The organism is Corynebacterium lipophiloflavum DSM 44291, assembly GCF_000159635.1.
In the GTDB taxonomy this organism is placed as follows: domain Bacteria; phylum Actinomycetota; class Actinomycetes; order Mycobacteriales; family Mycobacteriaceae; genus Corynebacterium; species Corynebacterium lipophiloflavum.
Genome location: NZ_GG667191.1, coordinates 545,031 through 567,560, shown reverse-complemented (window position 1 = coordinate 567,560; position 22,530 = coordinate 545,031). Strand labels below are relative to the sequence as shown.

Here is a 22,530-nt window from a genome sequence, read left to right as displayed (position 1 = left end):
GGTTCGATGTAGTCGTCATTCATCAGTGTGTCCTTGCTGTGTCCTCACTGGGTTTCCTGCCGTCCCACATGCCTTCCCACAACCAATCCGGGTAGACGGGGAAACCGACGGCGGTGTCACCTCCCTCCTGTTCATAGGCGGGGTGCCACTCGGGGGCGTAGCTAACGCGGAGGTGATCGCGCAGACCAATCACCCCTTCGAGCAGGTGCGATGGAGTCTTACGGTCCGGCATTCGGGCTTTTATGGCAACAGCCTACAAACCTCTTCCGACATGGCCCGAATGTTAATCGAACACTTGTACACTGGCCACATGAACCTCCTCCAATACTCGCTTGCCCCCGCCCTTGCCACGGCCGGCATGCTTCACTTCGTCAGACCCAAACCCTTCGACGGGATCGTTCCTCCCCAACTGCCCGGCTCGCAGCGTTTCTACACCTACGTCTCCGGCGTGGCGGAACTAACCACGGCGGCGCTGCTCGCCGCCCCGCGTACCCGCAAAGTCGGAGGCCTGAGCGCAGCAGTGCTCCTGACTGCGGTCTGGCCGGCGAACATGTACATGGCGTGGCTGTGGCGGCGCAAACCGTGGTACCTCCAGTTCATCACCATCGCCCGGGTCCCGCTGCAGGTTCCTATGATCCGCGCGGCGTGGGGCATCTACAAGGGCCGCAAGGGTTAGGGCTGATGGTGCCGGCTAATCAGGTGCGTCAGGGGGTCGTCGATAAGCTTGCTGTGCGCGCCCCGGAATCCTCAATCTGCCCCTCGGAGGTGGCTCGCGAGCTCGGTGGCGACACGTGGCGTGAGCTTACGCCCTTTGTACGCGAAACCGCAGCTCAGATGGCGCGGGAGGGCACAATCGTCGCCACGCAAGGCGACGCGGTCGTGGACGCGGAAAGTGCGAAGGGGCCGATCCGTTTGCGGCGTGGCCCGGGCTGGTAACCCCGTGCGGGGGTAGATGTCTATCGGTGTGCCTACCCTCGGGCGGGACCCATAAACTCCGAGGAATAGGTACACCATAATGGCTGACAACACGATTCCCGGCGCACCGGGAAATCACACCCCCACTGGCTCCGAACCGACCGAACCCACCACCCCGCCCACCCCGAAGGCTGACCAGCAGCCGCCCGCCCCCTACTCCCCGACCGGTTGCCCGTTCCACTTCGGCGCGGGCGAGCCCGACCCCCGGGCTCAGCAGGGCGAATTCCTTACCACCGCGCAGGGCACTCGCTTGGGTGAGACCAGCCACTCGCTGCGCGCAGGAACGCGCGGTCCACTGCTTATGCAGGACCACCACTTCCGCGAGAAGATCACCCACTTCGACCACGAGCGCATCCCCGAGCGCGTCGTCCACGCCCGCGGCGCCGCTGCGCACGGTGTGTTCCGCTCCAACGGCAAGGCCTCGAAAATCTCCAAGGCGGGCCTGTTCGCCGAGGGCAAGGAAACCCCGGTTTTCTGGCGCTTCTCTACCGTCCTGGGCTCTCGCGGCTCCGCCGATTCCGTGCGCGACACCCGCGGCACGGCCATCAAGTTCTACACCGACGAAGGCACGTGGGACTTGGTGGGCAATAACATCCCTGTGTTCTTCATCCAGGACGCCATCAAGTTCCCCGACGTCATCCATGCCGCCAAGCCGCACCCGGACCGCGAGATCCCGCAGGCTCAGAGCGCGCACGACACCTTCTGGGATTTTGTGGGCCAGCACACCGAAGCGACACACCACACATTCTGGAACATGTCGGACCGCGGCATCCCGCGCTCCTACCGCATGATGGAGGCGTTCGGCCTCCACACCTTCCGCTTCATTAACGAAGCCGGCGAGACCACCCTGGTGAAGTTCCACTTCAAGCCGCGCCTCGGCGTGCACTCCCAGGTGTGGGAGGAGGCGCAGATCGCCGCGGGTGTGGACCCCGACTTCCACCGCCGCGACCTCGCCGATGCCATTGAGGCCGGCGCGTTCCCCGAGTGGGACATGGGCGTGCAGATCTTCCCGGACACCCCGGACCAGATGTTTCAGGGCATTGACCTGCTCGACCCGACGAAGATTGTCCCCGAGGAACTGGCCCCCGTCGAGATCATCGGCACCGTGACGCTGAACAAGAACCCAGGCAACTACTTCGAAGAGACCGAACAGGTCGCCTTCCACCCGGGCCACCTCGTACCGGGCATCGACGTGACCAATGATCCGCTGCTGCAGGGCCGCCTGTTCTCCTACTTGGACACGCAGATCAGCCGCCTCGGCGGGCCGAACTTCGGCCAGCTACCGATTAACCGCCCCCACGCCCCGGTCAACGACATGCTGCGCGACGGTATGTACCAGCAGGGCGCCCACACGGGCATTGCCCCCTACAAGCCCAACACGCTCGACGCCGGCAATCCCACCGAGGCCACGGTGGAACAGGGCGCATTCATTGACGTCCCCCAGCCCGTCGAAGGAGCCATCACGCGCGAGAACCCGGCCTCCTTCGAGGACCACTTCACGCAGCCGCGCATGTTCTACCTGTCCCTGACCGATGTGGAGAAGCAGCACCTGACTGACGCTTTCTCCTTCGAGCTGGGCAAGTGCTACGAGGAAGCCATCAAGCTGCGTTACCTCGACGTGCTCGCGCAGGTAGATCAGGACCTCGCCGAGGCCGTCGCCGACAACCTCGGCCTGCCGCACCCTGCCAAGGCCGAGGTGGCCAAGGTCGAGCCGTCGCCGGCGCTGTCCCAGCTGGGCAAGACCTGGCCTATCGACGGCCGTCAGGTGGCCGTTATGGTCAGCTCCGCGGGAGATCTCGAGGGGCTGGACACGCTCGTCAACGAGCTCTTCAGCGCAGGCGTGACACCGCTGATCGTCTCCGACAAGGGCGGCACGCTGCCCGTCGGTGACACCGAGCTGCCGGTCTCGCGCACCTACCTCACCGCGCGCTCCATCGAGTTCGACGCCGCCGTGGTGATCAACCCGCCGGCCACGCCGGAGGTAGCCACGATGCTCGGCGAGTTTGATCGCCACAAGAAGGCACTGGTTGTCGTGGGCAACGACGGCACGGCTGCGTTGGACGCGGCGCGCGTGCCAGCCAACCAGCCCGGTATCGCCGCGGTTGATAACGCTGCCAAGGCCGCCGGCCCCGTCGGCGAGCTCCTCGCAGCGCACCGCGTCTGGGAGCGCTAAACACCCCCAGCGCGACAGCGCGCAATAAGGAATGCCCCCGGCCGGTGCTCGGCTCGGGGGCATTCTCCGTGTGCGGTGCGCCAGACTAGCCTTCGTAGGTCTCGCGGTCCTCACGGAACGCCGTGGCCGAGGCGTACTCGTGAACCTCCGTGATGAGGCTGAGCTGCCCGTGCGCAGCATCAATCAGCGCCTCAAACACCCCAGCGTCGATGCCCAAGTGCTCCGCATTATCACGCAGGACCTCCCATCCGCCGATCTTGCCCACGACGGCAGAGCGCATCATTTCCGCCTCCAGCAGCAGCGCCATGGGAGAGCGCTGCGCCACCCGGCCGTTCGGCTTGAGCCGGCCAAACCGCTCCCCTGCCCAGGCAAGAGCTCCCTGCGCCGGTTTGGGGTTGAATCCGAACTTGCGCGTCAGAATTTCGAGGAAGTCCCGATCAGCTCGGATCTCACGGGCAACGCGGGCGATCTGGGCAAACACCGGTGTGTCCTGGTAATTCATCGTCATCTTGTCGAGGCGCTCTACCGCTCCGCGTGCGCCGGTGAGGTGGTTGGCTAGGTAGTGCTCCAGAAGCTCCAGATCAACCTCACTCGACGGGGAGGCGGTCTCCTGCGCCATCTGTGCGGTCTCCCCGGCGGTCACCCCGAGCTGCGGCAGAACCTTGTCGGTGGACTCCTCGGCCCACAGGCTCGGTGAATTATGGCCGGAGCCGTTGATCATGGCGTCGATTAGCTCGCGCACCGTGTCTTTCGCGCTGTGCGTCGGCCGCCAACCGAGTTCGTTCTTCGCGCGGGAGTTGTCCATCATGGGCACGCCCATTGCCATATCGATCCACCCCGCATCGGCCGGAAGCGCCCCGGCGCGGTGGGCAGCTGTGGCCGCCGCGCGCACGACCGCCGGAGGCAGCTCAACGAAACGACCGTGATCGATCAGATCCGCGAAGTCCTTCGGGTAGAGGATGTCATCGGCGCAGATGTTGAATGCGCCGGTAGCCCGCTTCTTCGCCGCCAGCAGGTACGCCTGGGCGACGTCATCCGCGTGGACGGCCTGGACGCGGATACCCTTCGGCAGCAAAAGCGTGGGCAGCTTTGCTTTCCCCAGTATGCCCACCGGAGCTGCGGACCCAAGGAAGAAGCGCTGCACCTGAGAGGCCGCGTCGGCCTGGAAGATCAGGCCAGGGCGCAGCCTGGCGACAGTGATGTCCGGGTGGGTGGTTTCGAAGGCGTCGAGAAGTGCCTCGACAGCACCCTTGTCCTCGCTGTAGTGCGATCCCATAATGCCTCGCGCCGGGAAGTCCTCACCGCGCAGCGGCGGGGTGTCCTGCGCGTCCTGCACGCTGCCGCGGGCGTCGTCACGGCTATAGGCCCCGATCGAAGATGCGACCACGATGTGCTTCACCCCGGCGGCCACCGCAGCGTCGAGCACACGCTCGGTGCCCTCGACGTTGACTCGACGCAGCAGCTCGCGGTCGTGGTTGGGGTAGATGATCCAGGCCAGGTGGATAACGGTGTCGACCCCGGCGAACGCCTCCTGCAATTGCGCAGTGGCCTCAATATCAGGTGTTGTGGCCCCAACATCAATGCTGTGCCACTCGACTCCCGCGTAGGGCTCCTGCGTCGATGAGGGTACGCGCCGGGAGATTCCGACAATGTCCGTGACTTCGCTGTCCTTGTGCAGTGCGCGCAGCAGGGCCGTACCAACGTTGCCCGATGCGCCGGTGATGGCGATCTTCATGGTGAATGCTCCAATGCGTAAACGATGGTTTATGTTTCGCTATCCAGTGAACACTAATTCGACCGCGCGCGTGGCCCTTGAGTTAGCGACCTCCGTGCTGCGGTGACAAAATCGGCGTTCATCGCGCGGATTCTGTCACTTTCCCCAGGTCACATTTTGTGTCGTGCTGATTTTGTCACTACCACCCGGCTGCCCGTACAGGTGTAGAGGAACCCAGTGCTCGCGCACCCCCACCCTGGCACCCGCTATGACATAAAACACACTGCGCGTCAATATGCAGGGTTTTCTATTAGTCGTTAGGTATAAGAATTGCGCAACAGCCCTGTGACAGTGTTTTCTATAGCTTGACAGAACTCCACAATCGAGAGTGAGGTGACCAACGTTGAGCCTGAACCGAGTCGGCCTGTACAACCCGGCCCACGAGCACGACGCCTGTGGCGTCGGTTTCGTGGCCGATATGAAGGGCCGCGCAAGCCGTGCGATCGTCGAACACGGCCTCGATGTTCTTGAGAACATCGACCACCGAGGTGCTGCGGGCGCGGAAGTAAACACCGGCGACGGTACCGGCATCATGATCAACATCCCGGACGCGTTCTACCGAGAGGTCACCGCCGACCTTGGCTTCACGCTTCCGGAGCCGGGCCACTACGCCACCGGCATCGCCTTCATGCCCACCACGCGCATGGCCATGCTCGACGCGATGCGCGCGGTGGAGAACATCGCAGATGAAGAGGGCGCACAACTGCTCGGCTGGCGCGACATCCCCGTAAACTCTGAGGGTGTCGGAAACATGGCACTAGACGCCATGCCCTACTTCGCCCAGCCCTTCTTCACCGCCGAAGGAAAGTCCGGCATTGAGCTGGACCGAATCATGTGGTTCCTGCGCAAGCGCCTGACCCGCGAGCTCGGTGAGACCGAAGGGCGCGATACCGTCTACTTCCCGTCGCTGTCCTCGCGCACCATCGTCTACAAAGGCATGCTCACCGCCTCGCAGCTGCCCACCTTCTACCCGGACCTGCGCGACGAGCGCGTCGTATCCGCGCTGGCACTAGTCCACTCGAGGTTCTCCACCAACACCTTCCCGTCGTGGCCGCTGGCCCACCCCTACCGCCTGATCGCGCACAACGGTGAGATCAACACGGTCAAGGGTAACGAGAACTGGATGCGTGCCCGCGAGGCCCTGATCAACTCCGAGGTGCTCGGCCCGCTGGAGCGCGTCCTTCCGATCTGCACCCCAGGCGCCTCCGACACCGCGCGTCTCGACGAAGCCCTCGAGCTGCTCACCCTCGGCGGATACAGCCTGCCCCACGCGATGGCCATGCTCATCCCGCAGGCTTGGGAGCACAACCCCACGATCTCGGACGAGCTGCGCGACTTCTACGCCTACCACTCCTGCCTCATGGAACCCTGGGACGGCCCGGCGGCGGTCGCTTTCACTGACTCCCGCTACATCGGCGCGCTGCTCGACCGCAACGGGCTGCGCCCGGGCCGCATCTGGGTCACCGACGATGACCTAGTCATCATGGCCTCCGAGGCCGGTGTGGTGGATATTCCGGCGGAGAAGATCGTCAAGCGCACCCGCGTGCGCCCCGGCCGGATGTTCCTGGTGGACACCGAGGCTGGCCGGATTGTCCCGGACGAGGAAATCAAACACGCGTTGGCCATCAAGGCGCCCTATGGCGAGTGGATTGAGCAGAACTTCACCCCGCTCAAGGACCTCCCCCAAACCCGCGCCAGCTACATGAAGCATGATCGCGCGGTGCTACGCCAGCGCGTGTTCGGCATCACCGAAGAAGATGTCGACGTGTTGATCAAGCCGATGGCGCTGACCGGCGCCGAGGCGCTGGGTTCCATGGGCTCCGACACCCCCATTGCGGCGCTGTCGCAGCGCCCGCGTCTACTGTTCGACTTCTTCGCGCAGCGCTTTGCGCAGGTCACAAATCCGCCGCTGGATTCCATCCGCGAGAAGCCCGTCACCTCGATGCACACGCTGCTCGGCCCCCAGTCCGACGTGCTCAACCCCGGGCCCGAGGCAGCCGCCCGCATCCAGCTGGACTCCCCGATCATCGACAACCATGCGTTCACCACCCTGGTGCACGCCAACGACGACGGGAAGTTCCCGCACTTCTCCTCCCGCGTCATCTCGGGCCTGTACCCGAAGGCGCACCACGGCAAGGGCATGAAGGAGGCCATTGACCGCGTCCGGCGCGAGGTCTCGGAAGCTGTCCACGACGGCATCGGCCTGATCATTATCTCCGACCGCGAGTCGGACGAGCGCTTCGCGCCGATTCCGTCGCTGCTGCTCACCTCGGCCGTGCACCAGCACATGGTCGCCGAGCGCACCCGCACCCGCGCCTCGCTGGTGATCGAATCCGGCGACGCCCGCGAGGTCCACCACCTGGCGATGCTCATCGCCTTTGGTGCCGACGCGATCAACCCGTACATGGCCTTCGAAACTATCGACGAGCTGCGTACCGACGGTCAGCTCGGTGACCTGTCGCTGGACGAGGCCTGCACGAACTACGTCACCGCCGCCACCACGGGCGTGCTCAAGGTGATGTCGAAGATGGGCATCGCCACCGTCGCCAGCTACCGCGGCGCGCGCCTCGCCGACATCACAGGCCTGAGCCAGGAGCTTCTCGACGACTACTTCGGCGGCGAACCCTCCCCCATCGGAGGCATCGGGCTTGCCGACGTCGCCGCCGACGTCGAAACCCGCCACCGCCACGCCTTCCTGCCGCGCCCCGAGGAGCACGCCCACCGTGACCTCGAGATCGGCGGCGAGTACAAGTGGCGCCGCGAGGGCGAGTACCACCTGTTCAACCCGGAGACCGTGTTCAAGCTGCAGCACGCGACGAAGACGGGCCAGTACGAGATCTTCAAGGACTACACCCGCTCGGTCGACGAGCAGTCCGCTCGCTTGGCCACGTTGCGCGGCATGATGGAGTTCGCGCCTGACCGCCCGCCGATCCCGATCTCCGAGGTCGAACCGGCGAGCCAGATTGTGAAGCGATTCTCCACCGGCGCTATGTCGTACGGCTCGATTTCGGCCGAGGCGCACGAGGTGCTGGCGATCGCGATGAACCGCCTGGGTGGCATGTCGAACTCCGGTGAAGGCGGCGAGGACCCGAAGCGCTTTGAGCGCGAGCCGAACGGCGATTGGAAGCGCTCGGCGATCAAGCAGGTCGCTTCGGGACGTTTTGGCGTGACCAGTTACTACCTGTCTAACTGCACTGACATCCAGATCAAGATGGCCCAGGGCGCCAAGCCTGGCGAGGGCGGCCAGCTGCCGCCGAACAAGGTCTACCCGTGGATCGCGGAGGTGCGCATCACCACCCCGGGCGTGGGTTTGATTTCCCCGCCGCCGCACCACGACATCTACTCCATCGAGGACCTGGCGCAGCTGATCTACGATCTGAAGTCGGTCAACCCAGACGCCCGCGTGCACGTCAAGCTCGTCGCCGAGCAGGGCGTCGGCACGGTCGCGGCCGGTGTGTCCAAGGCGCACGCCGATGTGGTCCTCATCTCGGGCCACGACGGTGGCACTGGCGCGTCGCCGCTGACCAGCCTGAAGCACGCTGGTGGCCCGTGGGAGCTGGGCCTCGCCGAGGCGCAGCAGACGCTGCTGCTCAACGGCCTTCGTGACCGCATCACGGTCCAGGCCGACGGGCAGCTCAAGACCGGCCGCGACGTAATGGTTGCAGCACTACTCGGTGCCGAGGAGTACGGTTTCGCCACCGCGCCGCTGGTGGTCGAGGGCTGCATCATGATGCGCGTGTGCCACCTCGATACCTGCCCCGTGGGCGTGGCTACGCAAAACCCGCAGCTGCGCAAGAAGTTCACGGGCCGGGCGGAGCACGTGGTCAACTTCTTCATGTTCATCGCCGAGGAGATCCGCGAGTACCTGGCCGAGCTGGGCTTCCGCACCTTGGATGAGGCCATCGGCCGCGCCGATCTGCTGCGCCAGCGCACGGACAAGGAGTTCGTGGAGAACAACCCGCGCGCCGCCCAGCTGGATCTGTCGCCGATTTTCTCCACCGCACGCTCCGAGTTCTTCCCGAACCAGGCGCCGAAGTGCACCACTTCCCAAGAGCACGGGCTCGAGGGCGCGCTCGACCACTCAATCGCGGCGGACGCGGCCGCGGCCTACGACGGCAGCAAGGAACGCGTCGCCGAGGAGTACCTGATCCGCAACACCAACCGCAGTGTTGGCGCAATGTCCGGCGGCGTGGTCACCCGCGCCAGCGGAGCCAACGGGCTTGACGACGGCGCCATCAACCTGACGTTCAACGGCCAGGCCGGCAACTCCTTCGGCGCGTTCGTCCCCCGCGGAATGACCCTCGATCTCGTCGGCGAGGCAAACGACTTCGTGGGCAAGGGCCTGTCCGGCGGACGCATCATTGTGCGCCCGAACCCGACCGCGCCCGCACAGCTCGACCTGGGCGAGCCGGACATCATCGCCGGCAATGTCACCGCCTTCGGCGCCACTTCCGGTGAGCTCTTCATCGCGGGCTACGCCGGTGAGCGCTTCTGCGTGCGCAACTCCGGCGCCACCGCCGTCGTCCACGGCATTGGCAACCACGGTTGCGAGTACATGACCGGCGGGCGCGTGGTTGTGCTTGGCGAGGTCGGCGACAACTTCGGCGCAGGCATGTCGGGCGGAATCGCCTACCTGGCCCCAGTTGATGACCCCGCCGAGCTGGCCCGCAAGGTCAACCCGGGCCAGGTCGACATCATGGAGGTCGACGAGGAGGACATCGAGTTCCTCACCGCCATCTTCGCTGACCACACCCGGTACACGGGGGCAGCCATTTCCTACGCACCGCAGGACATGATCAAGATCATGCCGCGCGACTACCGCAAAGTTCTGGACATCATCGACCTCGCGCGCCGCACTGGCCGCGACGAGGCGGAAGCAATCATGGAGGCAGTGAGCTAATGGCCGACCCACATGGATTTATGCGCTATCCACGCCGCGAGGCGGGGCACCGCCCAGTGCCGCTGCGCCTGATGGACTACCGCGAGGTCTACGAAGAGACCACCGAGGAGCACGACAAGACCCAGGCCGCGCGTTGCATGGACTGCGGTGTGCCGTTCTGCCACGAGGGCTGCCCGCTGGGCAACATCATCCCCGAGTGGAACGACCTGGTCCGCCAGGGCCGGTGGCAGGAGGCCTATGACCGGCTGCACGCCACCAACAACTTCCCGGACTTCACCGGCCGTCTGTGCCCGGCTCCCTGCGAGGGTGCCTGCGTGCTGGGCATCAACGACGACCCGGTCTCGATCAAGCACATCGAGCAGAAGATCGTCGACGTCGCCTTCGAGAATGACTGGGTCGAGCCGATCCAGGCCAGCTTTGACACGGGACGCTCCGTTGCCGTGGTTGGATCGGGCCCGGCGGGCCTCGCCGCGGCGCAGCAGCTGACCCGGGCGGGCCACCGCGTGACGGTCTATGAGCGCGACGACCGCCTCGGCGGGTTGATGCGCTACGGCGTGCCCGAGTACAAGATGGAGAAAAAGCATATCGACCGGCGCATCGAGCAGATGCGCGCCGAGGGCACCGAGTTCAAGGTGAGCACCTCCCCCTCGGCCGCCGACCTCGCCGGCTTCAACGCGATCGTGCTTGCGACAGGTACGCCGGTTGCCCGCGACCTGCCTGTCGACGGCCGCGAGCTCGACGGTATCCACCTCGCGATGGAATACCTCACCGCCGCGAACAAGTTCTGTGAGGGCGACACGGACTCCCCTGCGATCGACGCCCGCGGCAAGCGCGTCGTCATCATCGGAGGAGGCGACACCGGAACCGATTGCTTCGGCACCGCACTGCGCCAGGGTGCGGCCAGCGTCACGCAATTCGACATCCGCCCCCGCGCCCCGAAGCTGCGCGGGGCCTCGACGCCGTGGCCGATGTATCCCTTGATGTATCGCACCGCCACCGCGCACGAGGAGGGCGAGTACATCGTTACCGGCGACGAGTCGGCGGACGAGATCGAGCAGCTCGGCCTCGCCCACCGCGGTGCCGGCGACACCCTGGGAGAGCGCCTCTTCTCGGTCAACACCGTTAGCTTCCACGGCAGTGACGGCAAGGTTGAGTCCATCGGCGGCAACGAGGTGCGCGTAATCGACGGTCGCCGCACCCCGATCGAGGGCACCGACTTCGAAATCGAGGCCGACCTTGTGCTCATCGCACTCGGCTTCACCGGATCCCAGGCCAGCGGCCTCAACGCTGAGCTCGGCATCGAGATCGATGATCGCGGCCGGATGACCCGCGACGGTTCCTACCGCGCGGCGCGTACGGTGGAGGACGGACCGAAAGTCTACATCGCGGGCGACAACGGACGCGGTCAGTCCTTGATCGTGTGGGCGATTGCGGAGGGCCGCGCCGCCGCGGCAGCGGTCGACGCGGACCTTATGGGCGAAACTGCGCTGCCGGCGCCGGTGGATCCGACGAAGGCGCCGATCGGCATCTAGGCTTGGGCAACGTGCGCACCTTCGACTACGCCCCACGCGGAGCCAGAGCCGAAGGTGACGTACAACTCAATTTGCAGCTTCCTGTCGATACATCGACAGATATTTACTAAAATCGCATTAGGCGCTACTGCGGGCCCGATTCTCATCCCCGCAGCCGAAACAGCCTCTAACAGCAAGGAGACTCAAGTGGCTTTCACTAACACCGACGACGTCGTCAAGTACATCAAGGATGAGGGAATCGAATTCCTCGACATCCGCTTTACCGACGTCCCTGGCACGGAACACCATTTCACCCTGCCCGCGTCCGCCTTCGACGAGGAGGCGGCGAAGGCTGGAATGGCTTTCGACGGCTCCTCCATCCGAGGCTTCACCACCATCGACGAGTCGGACATGGTCCTGCTCCCGGACCCCACCACCGCGCACCGCGACCCGTTCCGCGACGTGCCGACGCTGAACATGAAGTTCTTCGTCCATGACCCGTTCACCTACGAGCCGTTCTCCCGCGACCCGCGCAACGTGGCCAAGAAGGCCGAGGAGTACCTCGCCTCCACCGGCATCGCTGACTCCGCGTCGTTCGGAATGGAAGCCGAGTTCTTCATCTTCGACAAGGTGTCCTACGCCGCTGAGGCGAACACCTCCTTCTACCACGTCGATTCCGACGAGGGCTGGTGGAACCGCGGCAACGAGACAATGCTGGACGGCTCCCCTAACCTTGGCAACCCGACGCGTCATAAAGGCGGCTACTTCCCCAACGCGCCGGTTGACAGGACACAGGAAGTACGCGACGCCATCGTGAAGAACCTGCAGCTGGTCGGCTTCGATGTGGAGCGCTTCCACCACGAGGTTGCTTCCGGCGGCCAGAACGAGATCAACTACCGCTTTGACACGCTCCTGCACGCCGCGGATGACCTCCAGACGTTCAAGTACATCGTCAAGAACACCTGCCACCAGTACGGCAAGGTAGCTACCTTCATGCCGAAGCCGCTCGCTGGCGACAACGGCTCCGGCATGCACGCCCACCAGTCGCTGTGGAAGGGCGGGAACCCGCTGTTCTACGATGAGTCCGGCTACGGCGGGCTGTCCGACATCGCCCGCTACTACATCGGTGGCCTGCTGCATCACGCACCTGCAGTGCTCGCGTTCACCAACCCGACGCTGAACTCCTACCACCGCCTGGTCCCGGGCTTCGAGGCCCCGATCAACCTGGTCTACTCCCAGCGCAACCGCTCCGCCGCGGTCCGCATCCCGATCACCGGCGCCAACCCGAAGGCCAAGCGCATCGAGTTCCGCGCACCGGACCCCTCGGGCAACCCGTACTTCGGCCTCGCCGCCATGCTCATGGCCGGCATCGACGGCATCAAGAACCGCATCGAGCCTCACGCCCCGGTGGACAAGGACCTCTACGAGCTTCCCCCGGAGGAGGCCGCCACGATCCCGCAGGCGCCGACCTCCCTGGAAGGCGTCATCGAGGCACTGCGCCAGGACCACGACTTCCTCACCGAAGGCGACGTGTTCCCTGAGGACCTCATTGACACCTACATCAACTACAAGATCGTCAACGAGATCGCACCGAACCGCCTGCGCCCGACCCCGCTCGAGTTCGAGATGTACTTCGACTGCTAGAGCGAGCAATTCGCTTATCGACGCTCACCTTAAGCGCTCCGGATTCTCCATTCGGGGCGCTTTTGTGTTCGAGAACACACCGGGCCGTGTCGAGGTGTGCCCGTAGCGTGAGCAGCCATGAGACAAGAATCCTGCGACGACTACCTAATTGACCTGCTCAACCGCATCGAGGATGCGGCTGACTCCACCGACAAGTTCTTCGAGATTATTGACTCGGTAATCAAACGCACCAACAGGCTCTCCGCCTACAACGCCTTGCTCGTCGAGATCCAGTGCCCCGGCTCGAACAACGCCATGCCGGCGGGCGAGTGGGAAAAGCTGGCCCGCCAGCCCCGCCCGTCAGCAATACCGCAGTTGATCCTGTGGAATCACGGCCCGGTTGCGCCTATCTACGAGTTTTCGGACACCGAGCCGATCCCGGGCCGCGAAGCTGAGGCGGTCGACCTCACCCCGTCGTTCGAGTTCGCGGAGGCCATCGACGACGTTGGGCCGTACGTCGATAAGCTGCTGGAGCATGCCTGCCATTTTGTGATCGACCCGATGCCCTCTCGCCTCGGCGGCAACCGCGCGGGAGATGCTTTTCGCAGTGACCGCGGAACCAAAGTCATCATCCGTCCGAGGAAGGAACACCACTTCAAGCTGCGGTTTGTGGTTCGCTACAACGCGTCGCACTCCCCGAAACTCAGTTCCAAACCCTTGTCCATGAGTACGCTCACGTCCTCCTCGGCCATCTCGGGCCATACGATTCGGATGACCCAGAGGTGAAGTGGGATGCGAATGCCCGCGCCCGCCGGAACATGGACAGGACGATCAAAGAGCTCGAAGCCGAGGCAGTCGCATACATCGTGTCCAAGAGCAAAGGAGTCGAGGGGAAATCGGCCGAATACCTCCGCACATACGTGGGCAACGCCCTCGATGGCGGCGCCGGCTGGCCGCGGGCGATGTCGCTGGCTCTGGTCACGAAAACAGCCAACGACATTGTAAATCTGTTCGGGAATTACTCGGCAATCAGCGTGAAAGAGAAGATTCGCAGTTCCCATCCCCTAGGCACGACAGAGTCCGCCCCGGACCCCGGCGCCTCCTCGGAGCGCGCCGGCGACCAGGGCACACTGTTTCGTTCGCTCTACGCGCCGTATCGCGCCGCAAGTGCGCTTCAACCCAGGAAAGCTGGCTTACAGCTGCCGGAGGATGTCCGCTAGCTCGTCTTGGCCGCGGTGCGCCAGCGTGGGGCGTCGTGCAGTGCTGCGTCACGCCCGTGCGTATCCATTACCAATGGCCATCCCTTTTCCGCTCGTGAATCTCCCCTCGACGCTACGCTGGTCGTTTATGAATGGCATCCAGAAGGCCCTCGCCCCGGTTTTCGCCACCGCGGGCGTCCTCCACTTCGTTAAACCGCAACCTTTCGACAGCATCGTGCCGCTGCAGCTCGCGGGCAACGCGCGCAGCTACACCTACGCCTCCGGCGTCGCGGAACTGGCAACGGCCGCGTTACTGGCCAACAAACGCACCCGCAAGGCCGGCGGTTTCGCGGCCGCGGCCCTGCTCGTGGCCGTGTGGCCTGCGAATATGTACATGGCGTGGCTGTGGCGCAACAAGCCGTGGTACCTCCAGGCCATCAGCATCGGGCGCGTCCCGCTGCAGATCCCGCTTATCCGAGCGGCGTGGGGGATCTACAAGGGCCGGTCCTAGTGGTTTCGGCAGAGAGGTTGCGTGAAGGGATCGTCGATAAGCTTGCGGCTCGTGCCGCCGAGTCGTCGATCTGCCCGTCCGAGGTCGCGCGCGAGCTTGGCGACGATTCCTGGCGTGATTTGATGCCAGCGGTGCGCGAAGCCGCTGCTCAGCTCGCTCTTCGCGGTATCGTCGTGGCCACCCAGGGCGACACGGTGGTTCAGGCCGATGGCGCGAAAGGGCCGATCCGGATCCGTCGCGGACCGCAGTGGGGCGCGTCTGAGGCTCCTTAGGTGTTGACAATGAACGTCGATTAGCGGGCCGTGCTCTAAAGTGGTCGCACAGTTGTCCACAATAGCTAAACCACAGAAGGATATTGATGAAGCACGTACTCGGATTTGCGGCGGTCGCCGCGGCAGCAACACTCACCCTGACGGCCTGTGGCGAGCAGGACACCGCGGAACCGACATCTGCCCCGGCGGCCCAGCCGGCCACGACGGAGGCATCAGCGCCCGCCGCCGCACCCGCAGCCCCGGCCGGCATTCCCGCTGGCTACACGGAAGAGGACTTCTACGCGCTGTTCGGCTCCACCGAATCGCCGGGCGTTCCCACCGTCACCCCGCCGCAGTGCACCCCGCTCGCATTCGACTCCAGCACGCTGGTCGAATGGGTTGCGGTGCCGCCCGAGCAAAAGCCGGTAACGATGTACACCTCCGCGGGCGAGCAGGTGGTGTTCGTGCGCCAGGACGCCGAACTCGCCGGATTCGACGCAGCCGGCTGCGAGAGCTTCACGCGCGAGAACACCACTCCCCTGGGCACGACGGTGACCACGTACACGACCGCGCCGATCGACGTGAACGTCCCGGGCGCCGACCGCGCGCAAGGGTTCACCCAGACCGTCACGGGCGTCACGCTCGACGGCACCGACATGGGCGCGATGAAGGCCGGCGAGCAGTCGACGCTGCTGGTCGTCGAAGCGGGCGGCAACACCTACTTCGTGGCAGGCAGCGGCGGAGCGACCGTAGACGATGTCACCGCGCTGGCGCAGGCAAATATCGCTTAGGGTTAAGCTTCTAGGCCCCGACGGCCGCCACGGAACCGGGCAACCGGGTCGCGGGTACGAAGTCGGCAGGATGCGCCGAGCTGAGAAGTTCTCGGAGCTCGCCGCGAAGATTGTCCATAATCGGACCCCGCGGCTGCTCCCATTGCTTGCAGCGGCGGGCGGACACCGCGGCGCGATCGGCGAGCTCGTTGAGCGGGTTGCCAGCGTGGCCTCGCACCCAGCTGACCCGAACCGTCACCCCGCACGCGCGCACCTTATCCAGCTCCGCCATGGCGCGGCGCTCGTAGTCCAGCGCGAACGGGCGCCGCGCGTCGGCATTCATCACCCGCGCCACGGTCAAGGAATCGGTGATGATATCCAACTCAATCGCGTCTGGGGAGTGCCGAACCTGCTCGAGAAGCATGTGCACCGCCACGAACTCCCCCTCCAGCACAGCCGTTGCGCAGGTGACGCGGCTGAGCACCTTACACTTCCCACCGCTCGTGTCCACGGCCGCGATGCCGACTACCTTGTTGGACTTCCTCTTCGAGGCATCGGTTGCGTAGACGTAGTGGGCGCTGCGCTCGGGAGCGCCCCGATTAATCGGCCCGTGCAGGTCCAGTGAGTGCGCCCGGCTGCACACCTCCCACGTTGCTTTCAGCGCCGCGCCGGTCACAACATCGCGCACCTCAAGGCCGGGATAGGCATCGCAGACGTCATGCAGCAGCTGGCGAATTTTCGGGTGGGAAATGTACAGGATCATGCCGCCGCGCTGGTGCTCCCATGTTTCACCGACCACCTCAACGAGCCAGTTGAGCACCTCGAACGATGACGAGACGGGCTGCCGGTTGGTCTGCACAACGCTGCCATCAACGGCGGCGGTGACCACGAGCGCGTCAACGCATGACGCGCGGCGGGCTGTGTAGTGGATAACTGCGGTGGGTTTCGTCAAAATAGTCATGGCGAAGACACTAAAACGCCGCTGCGACATCGCCCCGCGGCCACTTCAAACCCCCTTTTGAACCGCCCCCGGGGCGCTCACCTACCAGCTACGCAGCGCGAACAACGACGACGGAATCCTCCCACACGCCGGGTTGCCCCTCTGGCCCGGTCGCTTCGCGCAGGATAGTGTCGGCGCGCTTGATTTCCCATGTATCTGGGTCCAGGTCAAGGGCGGCGAGATCCTCGTCGGGCGTGTAAAAGCTCGAGGGCCCGCGGCCGGTGCCCTCGAGCCAGGTCGGGGGCTTCGCGTGCGCGAGGATCACCATGTGGCCTCCCGGGGCCACGTAGCGGGAGAAATCTCGCAGGATCGACGATCGCTCTAGCCGCACGGGCGATTGTAAGAAGCTTGCTGTGATCAGGTCGTAACACTGCTCGTTCGGCGGGCGCCACGTCGTGAGGTCACCTGTAATAAAGTGTGCGCGGTCCTGGCATCCGGTCGCCGTGGCGAGTTCGCGCGCACGCTGAACAGCCACCGCAGACAGCTCCACGCCGGTGGCAAACCAGCCTCGTTGTGCAAGCCAGCACACGTCGCCGCCTTCCCCTGACCCGAGGTCAAGCGCGCTGCCTGGGCCCAAAGGCTCAACCACGGCAGCGAGGGCGGCGTTAACCTGCCCGGACCACACGTTTGGGGCGGAGGCGTACCGCGCATCCCAAAATGCGCGAGGATCCTCCGCCGGGACGTCGCCGTGCTCTTTATCGTGTTCAAAGGTACGCATATCTGCCATGTTTACCGCATTGGTGCACCCAACACCTTTACCCCGCGAAACAATCTAAAGGCTGCGGCGATATAGTCCTTTGGGTACTGCGATTAACCGGCGTGGAATCCACCTGCGCCGGACCGCGAGCCGTAGACACAACCGAGAAGAAAACTGACAGTTAGACTAAGACGTTATGAGTTCAACGAAACCGGATTTGACCACGACCGCGGGCCGGCTCCACGACCTTCGCAACCGCTTGGAGGAAGCGCAGGCGCCGGTCGGCCGTGACGCGATTGAGAAGGTCCACGCCGCGGGCCAGTCCACCGCCCGCGAACGGGTGGAAAACCTGCTGGATCCCGGTAGCTTCGTTGAAACGGACGCGCTGGCCCGCCACCGCGTCGAGGCCTACAAGATGGATCGCACCAAGCCCGCCACCGACGGCGTGGTCACGGGCTACGGGCTTATCGACGGCCGCCGGGTCTGCGTGTTCTCCCAAGACCCCACCATCTTCGACGGAGCGCTCGGCGAGGTGACCGCGGAGAAGATCCTCAAGATCTACGACCTGGCGACGAAGACGGGCGTGCCGCTCGTCGGCATTTACGATTCCGCAGGCCCGCGCATGGCCGAGGGTATTGTCGCCGGCGCGATGCAGGCGAAGCTCCTGCGCGCCGCCACCGCCGCTTCGGGCCTGATCCCCCAGATCGCTGTGGTGGCTGGGCCGACGTCGTCTCTGGCGTCGATTAGCGTGCCGCTCGCGGACCTGGCGATCATGGTCGATCGCGCAACCCTGCACCTGACGGATCCGGAGATTGTGTCCAAGGTGTCCGGAACTGAGGCCACGGCGCAGTCCATCGGCGGCGCAGCGGTTCACGCCGCGACAACGGGGCTGGTGCAGCTGACCACCTCCACCGACGAGGATGCCGTCCAGCTCGCGCGCGACGTGATCGGGTTCCTGCCGACGAACAACCGCGCCGCCTCCCCCGTCGGCGACAACCCGCAGCCGGGCGAGACGGACCTGGACGCGTTTATGCCCGATGACGACAGCGCCGCTTACGACGTGCTCGACATCATCGCGGCAATCACCGACGGCGATTTCCTCGAGCTCGGCTCCGCCCACGCCGACAACATCGTGACCGGTTTCGCGCGCGTCGGAGGCCGCGCGGTTGGCATCGTGGCCAACCAGCCGTCAGTCCTCGCGGGCTGCCTGACCAGCGACGCCTCCATTAAGGCCGCGCGCTTTATCCGCACCTGCGACGCGTTCAACCTGCCGCTTCTGCTGCTCGTCGATTCGCCCGGATTCGTCCCCTCGATCGAGGAAGAAAAGTCCGGCGTGATCACGCGCGCCGCGTCCCTGGCGTACGCCTTCGCCGAGGCCCAGGTGGGCACGATCACCGTGGTCACACGCAAGGCCATCGGCCCCTCGTACACGCTCATGGGCGCCAAGGACCTCGGTGCTGACCTCGTCTTCGCCTGGCCCACGGCGCAAATCGCGCTTGCCGACGCCCCCACCGCCGCCGCGGCCCTCGCCACGGACGCGGACGCTTACGCCGCGGAGAACCTCAACCCCTACGTGGCCACCGAGCGCGGCCTGGTCGACGCGGTCATCGAGCCGTCTACCACCCGCGCCCGTATCCTCGAAGGCCTGCGCCTGCTTGAGCGCAAGGTGGTTTACCCACCCGCCAAGAAGCACGGCAACATCCCGCTGTAAAAGGAGACTTTCTCGATGGACATCACCCTGATCAAGGGCAACCCGACCGACGACGAGCTCACCGCGCTGACGATGGTGCTGGCAGACCTGCAGGCCAAAGCCACGAACGCCCAGGACCCGGGCGAGCGCAACCTGTGGGGCAGCCACGTCACCCCGCTACACCCCCGCCCGCTGTTTAACCCGGGCGCGTTTTCCAACGTCACCTACTTCTGATGCGGCTCGTTCTCGCCTCCCAGTCGCCGTCGCGGCGGATGCTGCTGGAAAACGCCGGGGTGCGCCCCGTGATCCACCCGGCGCACATCGATGAGGACGCGCTGCTTGCCGCCTCCACCGCCGGGCCTGCCGACACCGTCACTGCCCTCGCCCGCGCGAAAGCGGCCGCGGTCGCGTCCCAGTACCCCGGCGACGTGGTCATCGGCTGCGATTCGATGCTGCTTCTCGACGGCCACCTCCAAGGCAAACCCCACTCGACCGAGGCCACGGTTGCGCGGTGGCGCGCCCAGCGCGGCAAAACCGCCCAGCTGATTACCGGCCACGCCGTGCACTACCAGGGCCAATGGGTGACAGAGAGCGTTGCCACCACCATCGCCTTCGGCCAGGTCTCGGATGCCGATATCGAGGCCTACGCGCGCTCGGGCGAGCCGCTCGAGTGCGCCGGGGCCTTTACCCTGGAGGCCCTGGGCAGCTGGTTCATCGACTCCATCGAGGGAGACCCCTCGAGCGTGATCGGGCTGTCCATGCCGCTTCTGCGCCGGGCCCTGTACTCCTTCGGGCTCGACGCCTCGCAGTTCTGGGGGAGGCGCGGGTAGCCTGGCGGGCATGAAGTTCGACGATATGCTTGCCCCGCCGCCCGTTCACCTACCCGAGGATCCCGCCGAGGGCAAAGACCTGCTGGATCGCGAAACCGCGCTTTCCCACCCGGATTCGCCGGCGGTGTGGGCCGCCCGCGCCGCCGACGAACTCACGGACGGCGACGTTTTGATCGCCTACGCCTACGCGCGCACCGGCTACCACCGCTCGCTGGATCGGCTTCGCGCCAACGGCTGGAAGGGGTGGGGCCCGGTGCCCGGCAACCACGCCCCGAACCGCGGGGTGCTCAAGGCGATTGCCATGCTGGCGTTGGCTTCCAAAGCAATTGGCGACACCGGTGAGTACGACCGGTGCCGCCAGATGCTCAGCGACGCTGATCCGGAGAGCGTCGACAAGCTGCTGTAGAGCTTGTCTACGCGGAGTGGTTCTCCTCGACGCGCTTGATCGCCTCATCGGCGACCATCTCCTGGATGCCCATGTCCAGCTCCGAGGTAAATCCGACGCAGGAGCAGTTGATCTCGCCGAGGACGTAGGTGTCCTTGCCGCTCTCGTCGTCGTCGGCGAGCATGAAGTCGGCGGTCCAGATCAGCGGGATGTTGTCGCCGCCGAGGTTCTCCGCGATGACCGGGCGGGCATCGGCGAACATGTCGATAAGCTCCTGCCACTCCTCCGGCTTGTTGTAGGTGTACTTCGCGCCGGAGAACAGGGTTGCGGAAAACGCGTCGCCGCCCTCGGCGGGCTTCTTGTGCACGACGAAGACCGGGTGCGGGCCGACGAGCAGGATGCGGATCTCGCCCTCGACGATGCGTGGCATAAAGCGCATGTCCACGAGCATGCCGTTGTCGCCGACGATGTACTGGTCGCAGAAATCCATGAACTCGCCCAGCTCGCGCTCCTCGGTGTGGTTGTCCACGGCCTCGGTGCACTTGAGCTTGGTGTCGAGCGGGAGCGCGGTGCCCGGCTCGACGGAGGCTGCGGCCTCGGGGTCAGCGAGGCGGACGCGCCAGATGCCGGAGCCGGTGGAGCCGCGGTTCTGCTTCAGCACGCGCTCGCCGTAGGACAGGGAGGTCGGGAAGGTGTTGTGGAAGGACTCGATGTCGTAGTACGCGGCGGTGTCGGAGGGGACCAGATCGGTGTCGTTGAGCTTGACCAGGGCGTCCTTGGCACCGTAGGAAATCATCTCCTCCGGGGTGGACATGCCGACCAGGCCGGCGTCGGAGAGTCGGGTGAGCAGCTCGAAGTAGCCCTTCTCGCCGCCCGGGATGTTGCCCGGGTTGACGCGGGAGATGTAAGCGTCGAAATTCTCGGAAACGTAACCGAACAGATCCTCGGTCCACTCGGGGCGGAAGAAGACGACCTCGGCGTTCCAGCCCTTTTCCTTGATCGAGTTGACGATGGGCATGGTGTCTTTGCGGTGGCCGTCGATGTACTTGTCGGAACCGCCTTCGACCTCGAAGACGACGATTGCTTTGTGCATGGCGAACTCTCCTAACGCGTGGGTGATTACGACTTTGACGATATGTGTAAAATGCCCGTTACGCTGGGCAAGCTTGCGCGCAAGTGACAAACCTCACATTGCAGGGGGTGGCGTCGGGACCGTCGGCGGCGCGGGTATGGTGGAACCCTGATACGAACGCGCCCGAGGAAAGGTACCGCATGGGCATCGAGCATGACCCGCACCCGCTGTTCCAAGAGTTCGCCCACCCCGAAAAGTTCGTCTCGGCCGCATGGCTGTCCGCGCGCCTCGGCATCGACGGGCTGAAAGTCGTCGAGTCCGACGAGGACGCCTTCCTCTACGACATTGGCCACATTCCCAGCGCACTGCGCATCGATTGGCGCCGGGATCTCAACGACCCGGTGCGCCGCGACTTCATCGACGGCGCCGCCTTCGCCGAACTGATGGGCTCGCGCGGCATCTCGCGCGACGACACCGTCGTCGTCTACGGCGACAGCGCCAACTGGTGGGCCTCTTACACCGCGTGGGTCTTCGAGCTCTTCGGCCACCCCGACGTCCGGTTGCTCGACGGCGGGCGCGACGCCTGGATGGGCGAGGAGCGCGATACGTCCTTCGCCGTGCCGAGCTACCCCGAAGTCACCTACCCCGTGGTGGAGCGCGACGACTCCGCGATCCGCACCTTCGTCGCCGGCGTGCGTGATTCGCCCTCGCCGCAGCTTATCGACGCCCGCACCCCCGACGAATTCTCCGGCACGGCGTCCGCAGTTTCCGCCTCGTGCCTGCGCAGCGGCCACATTCCGGGTGCGGTCAATGTCCCGTGGGGTGAAGCCGTCCACCGGAACGCGCGGTTCAAGTGCCGTGCGGACATTGAGCAAGCGTATGCGCAGTTCGACCCGGACAAGGACACTGTTGCCTACTGCAATCTCGGGGCCGCGGCGGCGCACACGTGGTACACGTTGCGTTATGCGCTCGGTTTCGACCACGTATCGTTGTATGACGGATCGTGGGCGGAATGGGGCAACCTGGTCGGGGTTCCGATCGCCCGCGGAAAGGCCTGAGGCAGAAAGTTAACCGAAGCTAAGTACTTTGTACTGAATGTGGGCTGTAACATTCCAGTTCGCATTTTGGTTGTACCTAGCAGAACCGATAATTGCCTATTACGTTAATAA

At 65.0% G+C, this 22,530-nt stretch carries 20 protein-coding genes; 16 read left to right on the top strand and 4 right to left on the bottom strand.

Translation table 11 applies throughout. From position 1 onward, the window contains the following. Positions 1-310: 310 nt before the first annotated feature. From HMPREF0298_RS02835 to HMPREF0298_RS02825, 3 genes are all read left to right on the top strand, one after another. Positions 311-676 (top strand): DoxX family protein, encoded by a 366-nt coding sequence (locus HMPREF0298_RS02835; protein ID WP_040422404.1) that lies wholly within the window; start codon positions 311-313, stop codon positions 674-676. A gap of 5 nt (positions 677-681) precedes the next feature. After that, entirely contained in the window at positions 682-936 is a 255-nt protein-coding gene (locus tag HMPREF0298_RS02830; protein WP_006839585.1) for a DUF3253 domain-containing protein, read from the top strand. A gap of 79 nt (positions 937-1,015) precedes the next feature. After that, on the top strand, positions 1,016-3,148 hold the full coding sequence (locus HMPREF0298_RS02825) for a catalase (protein ID WP_006839584.1): 2,133 nt from the start codon (positions 1,016-1,018) through the stop codon (positions 3,146-3,148). Positions 3,149-3,233: 85 nt separating this feature from the next. Here the strand turns inward: HMPREF0298_RS02825 and HMPREF0298_RS02820 are convergent, their stop codons facing one another. Further along, a complete protein-coding gene (locus HMPREF0298_RS02820; protein WP_006839583.1) occupies positions 3,234-4,883 on the bottom strand; it encodes an NAD-dependent epimerase/dehydratase family protein in 1,650 nt (549 codons plus the stop codon). Positions 4,884-5,271: 388 nt separating this feature from the next. Between HMPREF0298_RS02820 and gltB the strand changes: the two genes are divergently transcribed. From gltB to HMPREF0298_RS02780, 8 genes are all read left to right on the top strand, one after another. Next, positions 5,272-9,822: a glutamate synthase large subunit gene (gene gltB, locus HMPREF0298_RS02815; protein ID WP_040422402.1), complete on the top strand. Its 4,551-nt coding sequence runs from the start codon at positions 5,272-5,274 to the stop codon at positions 9,820-9,822. Beyond that, on the top strand, positions 9,822-11,354 hold the full coding sequence (locus HMPREF0298_RS02810) for a glutamate synthase subunit beta (protein ID WP_040422206.1): 1,533 nt from the start codon (positions 9,822-9,824) through the stop codon (positions 11,352-11,354). Before gltB ends, HMPREF0298_RS02810 begins: the two co-directional genes overlap by 1 nt. A 186-nt stretch (positions 11,355-11,540) precedes the next feature. Continuing rightward, positions 11,541-12,977, top strand: coding sequence for a type I glutamate--ammonia ligase (gene glnA / locus HMPREF0298_RS02805; protein WP_006839580.1), 1,437 nt, complete (start codon positions 11,541-11,543; stop codon positions 12,975-12,977). Between the two features lie 117 nt (positions 12,978-13,094). Beyond that, complete coding sequence (locus HMPREF0298_RS02800) at positions 13,095-13,742, top strand: hypothetical protein (RefSeq protein WP_006839579.1); 648 nt, start codon at positions 13,095-13,097, stop codon at positions 13,740-13,742. Further along, a complete protein-coding gene (locus HMPREF0298_RS02795; RefSeq protein WP_040422204.1) occupies positions 13,739-14,176 on the top strand; it encodes a hypothetical protein in 438 nt (145 codons plus the stop codon). The genes HMPREF0298_RS02800 and HMPREF0298_RS02795 overlap by 4 nt, the downstream gene beginning before the upstream one ends. Before the next feature lie 127 nt (positions 14,177-14,303). Next, complete coding sequence (locus HMPREF0298_RS02790) at positions 14,304-14,666, top strand: DoxX family protein (RefSeq protein WP_040422202.1); 363 nt, start codon at positions 14,304-14,306, stop codon at positions 14,664-14,666. Continuing rightward, complete coding sequence (locus tag HMPREF0298_RS02785) at positions 14,666-14,938, top strand: DUF3253 domain-containing protein (RefSeq protein WP_006839576.1); 273 nt, start codon at positions 14,666-14,668, stop codon at positions 14,936-14,938. Before HMPREF0298_RS02790 ends, HMPREF0298_RS02785 begins: the two co-directional genes overlap by 1 nt. 86 nt (positions 14,939-15,024) lie before the next feature. Continuing rightward, positions 15,025-15,708 carry a hypothetical protein gene (locus tag HMPREF0298_RS02780; protein ID WP_006839575.1) on the top strand — a complete coding sequence of 228 codons (684 nt, stop codon included), beginning with the start codon at positions 15,025-15,027 and terminating at the stop codon, positions 15,706-15,708. Positions 15,709-15,718: 10 nt separating this feature from the next. Here the strand turns inward: HMPREF0298_RS02780 and HMPREF0298_RS02775 are convergent, their stop codons facing one another. Together HMPREF0298_RS02775 and HMPREF0298_RS02770 are read right to left on the bottom strand one after the other, a co-directional pair. Continuing rightward, positions 15,719-16,648, bottom strand: coding sequence for an RNase H family protein (locus HMPREF0298_RS02775; RefSeq protein WP_169304952.1), 930 nt, complete (start codon positions 16,646-16,648; stop codon positions 15,719-15,721). Between the two features lie 88 nt (positions 16,649-16,736). Next, on the bottom strand, positions 16,737-17,405 hold the full coding sequence (locus tag HMPREF0298_RS02770) for a class I SAM-dependent methyltransferase (RefSeq protein WP_006839573.1): 669 nt from the start codon (positions 17,403-17,405) through the stop codon (positions 16,737-16,739). 175 nt (positions 17,406-17,580) lie between these two features. Here HMPREF0298_RS02770 and HMPREF0298_RS02765 point away from each other — a divergent pair, with 175 nt between their 5' ends. Genes HMPREF0298_RS02765 through HMPREF0298_RS02750 form a run of 4 tightly spaced genes read left to right on the top strand, consistent with a single transcriptional unit; the run spans position 17,581 to position 20,310 of the window. Continuing rightward, complete coding sequence (locus tag HMPREF0298_RS02765; protein WP_006839572.1) at positions 17,581-19,095, top strand: acyl-CoA carboxylase subunit beta; 1,515 nt, start codon at positions 17,581-17,583, stop codon at positions 19,093-19,095. A 15-nt stretch (positions 19,096-19,110) separates the two neighbouring features. Further along, a complete protein-coding gene (locus tag HMPREF0298_RS02760; protein WP_006839571.1) occupies positions 19,111-19,308 on the top strand; it encodes an acyl-CoA carboxylase subunit epsilon in 198 nt (65 codons plus the stop codon). Then, a complete protein-coding gene (locus HMPREF0298_RS02755; protein WP_006839570.1) occupies positions 19,308-19,904 on the top strand; it encodes a Maf family protein in 597 nt (198 codons plus the stop codon). The genes HMPREF0298_RS02760 and HMPREF0298_RS02755 overlap by 1 nt, the downstream gene beginning before the upstream one ends. A 10-nt stretch (positions 19,905-19,914) precedes the next feature. After that, positions 19,915-20,310 (top strand): DUF3151 domain-containing protein, encoded by a 396-nt coding sequence (locus tag HMPREF0298_RS02750; RefSeq protein WP_006839569.1) that lies wholly within the window; start codon positions 19,915-19,917, stop codon positions 20,308-20,310. Positions 20,311-20,317: 7 nt separating this feature from the next. On the opposite strand, the gene HMPREF0298_RS02745 is transcribed toward HMPREF0298_RS02750, so the two are convergent. After that, positions 20,318-21,382 carry a Cj0069 family protein gene (locus HMPREF0298_RS02745; RefSeq protein WP_006839568.1) on the bottom strand — a complete coding sequence of 355 codons (1,065 nt, stop codon included), beginning with the start codon at positions 21,380-21,382 and terminating at the stop codon, positions 20,318-20,320. Between the two features lie 179 nt (positions 21,383-21,561). Here HMPREF0298_RS02745 and HMPREF0298_RS02740 point away from each other — a divergent pair, with 179 nt between their 5' ends. Next, a complete protein-coding gene (locus tag HMPREF0298_RS02740; RefSeq protein ID WP_006839567.1) occupies positions 21,562-22,419 on the top strand; it encodes a sulfurtransferase in 858 nt (285 codons plus the stop codon). Positions 22,420-22,530 lie beyond the last annotated feature (111 nt).